Source organism: Ethanoligenens sp., assembly GCF_047718355.1.
Lineage (GTDB): Bacteria > Bacillota > Clostridia > Oscillospirales > Ethanoligenentaceae > Ethanoligenens.
The window spans coordinates 1-4,219 of sequence record NZ_JBDNLG010000140.1 but is presented as its reverse complement, the minus strand read 5'-3'; the positions used below and the strand labels follow the sequence as shown (position 1 = coordinate 4,219).

The 4,219-nt window shown below is 49.3% G+C and carries 4 protein-coding genes and 1 tRNA gene; 4 read left to right on the top strand and 1 reads right to left on the bottom strand.

Going from position 1 to position 4,219, the window contains the following annotated elements:
- Positions 1-167: 167 nt before the first annotated feature.
- The 4 genes from ABF463_RS14070 (at position 168) to ABF463_RS14055 (ending at position 3,891) form a co-directional block, all read left to right on the top strand.
- Positions 168-542, top strand: a complete 375-nt coding sequence (locus tag ABF463_RS14070; protein WP_415534596.1) for a hypothetical protein — start codon at positions 168-170, stop codon at positions 540-542.
- A 421-nt stretch (positions 543-963) separates the two neighbouring features.
- A complete protein-coding gene (locus ABF463_RS14065; RefSeq protein ID WP_415534594.1) occupies positions 964-1,389 on the top strand; it encodes a sigma-70 family RNA polymerase sigma factor in 426 nt (141 codons plus the stop codon).
- A gap of 592 nt (positions 1,390-1,981) precedes the next feature.
- Positions 1,982-2,173 carry a hypothetical protein gene (locus tag ABF463_RS14060; RefSeq protein WP_415534592.1) on the top strand — a complete coding sequence of 64 codons (192 nt, stop codon included), beginning with the start codon at positions 1,982-1,984 and terminating at the stop codon, positions 2,171-2,173.
- A gap of 134 nt (positions 2,174-2,307) precedes the next feature.
- Positions 2,308-3,891 (top strand): recombinase family protein, encoded by a 1,584-nt coding sequence (locus ABF463_RS14055; protein WP_415534590.1) that lies wholly within the window; start codon positions 2,308-2,310, stop codon positions 3,889-3,891.
- A 148-nt stretch (positions 3,892-4,039) separates the two neighbouring features.
- Here ABF463_RS14055 and ABF463_RS14050 read toward each other — a convergent pair.
- Positions 4,040-4,115, bottom strand: a tRNA-Ala gene (locus ABF463_RS14050).
- Between the last annotated feature and the right edge of the window lie 104 nt (positions 4,116-4,219).

The following is a 4,219-nucleotide window of genomic DNA, read 5'->3' as shown; positions in this document are numbered from 1 at the left end:
TTTATATATAATCCCCAATCTTCATTAAATCTACACCTAATTGGCCTATAATACATCATATCGGCAAGGAACTACAAATCAATAAAGCGATTGTCGGTAATTATGTAACATACAAAACTGGTATAACGTCATGAATACCTAAAAGATTTCTGGAGGAGGCTAATTATATGTTCAATTTCATTCGTGAAAACTGGTGGTATTTATTGTTGCTCGGAGGGATTGCGTTTTTTATGATCCGAGGCGGTGGCTGTTGTGGAGTCGGTCATTCGCATGATAATCAGGCTGAAGGGGATGGCGGCTGCTGTGGAGGAGGCCATTCACATGGTGGGCAGAATGGTAAGTATTCTGTCAATCCTTCTCAATACGAAAGAAATGATGTTAATCAAACCAATCTGGTAAGGGATCCTATTTGCGGAATGGTTGTTGACCCCAACTCTGCTATAAGGGAAACTATTAACGGGCAAGTTTATTATTTTTGCAGTGATTCTTGCCGAAAAGAACTATTACGGCGGCAGCAAAATAGCAACTTGGGGACATATTAAAAGCCAATGGAAATCGTAACTGTTTTTGTGATATAAAGGAAACATTACAACGCTACAGATTTTAATATTATTAACCGTGAGTAAGAGGTTAGGATCTGTAGTATCCTAACCTCTTTTATTTAGTCAATAACAAAAAGCATATTTGCGTTACCAAACCAACAAAATCTGACGTTTGACAGCGCGTGAGTTATAAAATTGTAGTAGCTCTTTAATTTTAAGCACGAGGGCCTAACCATATGCCATTTGCTATCCTTTGCTCGATATAGTGAGACCATATATATCTATTTAATAAAAGACGACCTGGAGTTTCTTCAGATCGTCTTTTTTGCGCGAAAAATAGGAAATATTGTCGGTTGCCGTTCGCCTCCTTTACCGTTTTAGTTTATCCCACCCAGAAAACAATTAAAATGGAGGAATCAAAATGACGGCGATCAACTTGAAGGATTACTATCCCGACTTATACACGTCCGATTACGTTATCGAAGTCCCGGACGAAATTACGGGCTTTTTTAACGCGGATGAAAAACGCGAGGCGGCCTATGAGAGACGCAGGTATCATTACAAGGCCCAATACTCCCTTAATAGGGACGATGGTATAGAAAATGCTATTTTACATAAGGAGACGTCGGCCGAGGATGCTTTTGATCGTGAATCCACTACCACACACGTTCTTACGATCATGGAAACCCTTCCGGAAAAGCAGGCCCGGCGCATCTATGCTCTCTATTTCTTAGGCGTAGACAGACCGACGCTTGCAAGGGTAGAGGGAATCACGAAACGCGCCCTCAACCTCTCTATTCAACGTGGTTTGCGACGCATCAGAAAAGATTTGAAAAAGTTTTTCTAAAAGTGTATCCCGGATTGCCGATTTTTCTCATGGTATATAGAGGGACTTTTTTCAGCCCCTCGCTCAGCACCTTGAAAATTGAAGATTCAGTATTCAGGCTTTCCTTCCGCTGTGCGCCGCTGTTGCGGCAGAGCGACACGGGACAAGCGCCATGACTGCCTGCGAGCCGGTCAGAGAGGCCCGTCAACACAGATTGCATCCAAGGCACGAGCGACACATTTGTTCCCGCATACCGGCGTGGTTCGCCGGTCGCCATGACCCGCAGCGGAAAGGATACCGTCTTTTCGCCCCTTGGCGGGGGGATACCGCGAACAAGGCGTGCAGCAGCTCGCAACTGCTGGAACCACCTGTCGGCAGTATCACGGATACCGGGGCACTCTGAGCGCCACAAACCACCGATAAGCCCGAATGCTCCCCCATACCGGGGAAGAGCCGAGGGGAGGCCCCGTGTCGCCCTGAGAATACGGTATGATGCCCGTAAAAACGTTTGCGCTTCCATCCTTGAAGATGGAAGACTTGCCGCCACAAGCCGGTTGTCGCGCTTGTGGCGCATGGTGTTCCATCTTCCAAGTCCCGAAAGGAGGGTATTTCTGTGCGTTTTATCAAAGGGCCGCATCTTGTAAAACCGCCTGCTGGCCTCAATCTTTCCGCGCCGGACACCCTGCATATTGAGATTGACGGTTGTTCCGTCACAATGCACTTTGCTGCCGCTTCAAACGATACCGCGATGAAGCAGGTGCAGGAAACGCTCAAAGGTGCCTATCTGCGCTCCATTTCCGAATAAACGGCTCTCCCCCGACACATTTGCATTTCGTTGTCCGCCATGGGATAATTTCCATACAGCCTGTACCTTGAAAAAAGAACATTGCACACATTTATTGCAGGTACTTCCCGCTGGACAACGGGAAAGGATTTACTATGCCTGAGAAGAAAAAAGTCTATTGCCTGTATCGCGTTTCCACAAAAGGCCAAGTCGAAAAAGACGATATTCCCATGCAGAAGGATTACTGCCGGGATTTTGCCAAGGAGAAGGGCTGGGAAATTGTAAACGAAATTTCTGAAAAAGGCGTTTCTGGTTTTAAGGTTTCCGCCAAAGACCGGGACGCCATTCAGGAAATACAACAGGATGCCGTTCTACACAAGTTCGACGTGTTGCTGGTCTTTATGTTCGACCGGCTGGGACGCCGCGAGGACGAGACTCCCTTTGTTGTGGAGTGGTTCGTGAAGAGCGGCATTGAGGTCTGGAGCGCCAAAGAAGGGCAGCAGCGGTTCGATACCCATGTGGACAAGCTGACCAACTACATACGCTACTGGCAGGCGTCCGGCGAAAGCATCAAGACATCCATCCGCACCAAAACCCGTCTTGCACAGATCGTGCAGGAGGGCCGTTTCCGGGGCGGGAAAGCGCCGTTCGGCTATCAACTGGAAAAGAAGGGCCGCATCAACAAAAAGAACCATGAGGTCTATGAAATTGCCGTCGACGAACAGGAGGCCGAGGTGGTGCGGCTCATTTTTCAAAAGTATGTCCGGGAGGGTTACGGCGCGCAGCGGTTGGCCCACTTTCTCTCCGATGAAGGGATTCATACCCGCAAGGGTGCCGGCTTTGTCAACACCAGCATCAACACGATTCTGAAAAACATCATCTATATCGGCGTTCTGCGCAGCGGTGAGTCGCAATCTGAAATCTTCCCGGAATTGCAAATCATCGACGAAGACACGTTCCAGCAGGCACAGGAGATCATGAAGCAGCGCACACAGGAACATTCCTCCGTGCCCCGCAACAACAAAAGCCGTGCGTTGGTGTCCGGCCTGATCTATTGCGGCCACTGTGGGCACAAAATGGTGTTGACCACCAGCGGCAAGAGCTACACCCGCGCGGACGGCACCGTCGTTGAGAACGTGCGGCTACGGTATCAGTGCCACAATCAGGTCCGGCACCCCGACCTCTGCGACGGGCAGAACACTTATCGTGCCGAGCGGGTAGACGCGTTGGTGGCGGAATCCATCCGCAGGCTGTTCGTCTACATCAAGGCCATCCCTGAAAAAGAAGTCATCCAGGCGCAGGTACACAGGCAAGAATTGTTCTGCCGGTCGCAGTTGGAGCAGGCCAATCGGTTGTTGGACAGCAAGAGCAAAGAACTGAGCGACTACCAATCCGAGGTGCTCAAGGTGATCCGGGGCGAAAGCCCGCTGAAAATGGACATCATCAACGGGCTGGTGGAGCAGGCCGAGGATGCGGTTAAGCAGGCAAAGGCCGACGCGGCCCGTTGGCAGGAGAAATTGTCAAACGTTCAGTCAAAAGGCGCGGAGATTCATAAATTCTATGGCCGCGTTGTAAACTGGTCGGAGCTGTTCGACAAATGCAGCATCGCGGAGAAAAAGATGATAGTCTCCCAGCTTATCCAGAAAGTATCCATCCATAAGGATTATTCTCTGGGCATTGACTTTAACATCTCCGTACACCAGATATTGGACTACAACAAGCCATTCAAAAGCGCATAAAGATGCGAAGATTTTCTCATCTATATGCAAAATTTCGATGTAGCAGCATCGGGGGCGATTCCCCCGAAGAAGGCGGTTGCCGTTATGATGTAGGTATTTGTTTTTGGGCATAAAAAATCCAGCAACCCGCATGGGCGCTGGATTTGTGTGGTGGAGATGAGGAGGATCGAACTCCTGACCTTACGGATGCGAACCGTACGCTCTCCCAGCTGAGCTACACCCCCACGTATGTATGAATATGCACTGGGTCGCTATGAAGTTTTGAGGACGGGCTCTTGGGACGAAAACTGAACCGTTTGCGCTCCCAGCTGAGCTATACCCCCACATA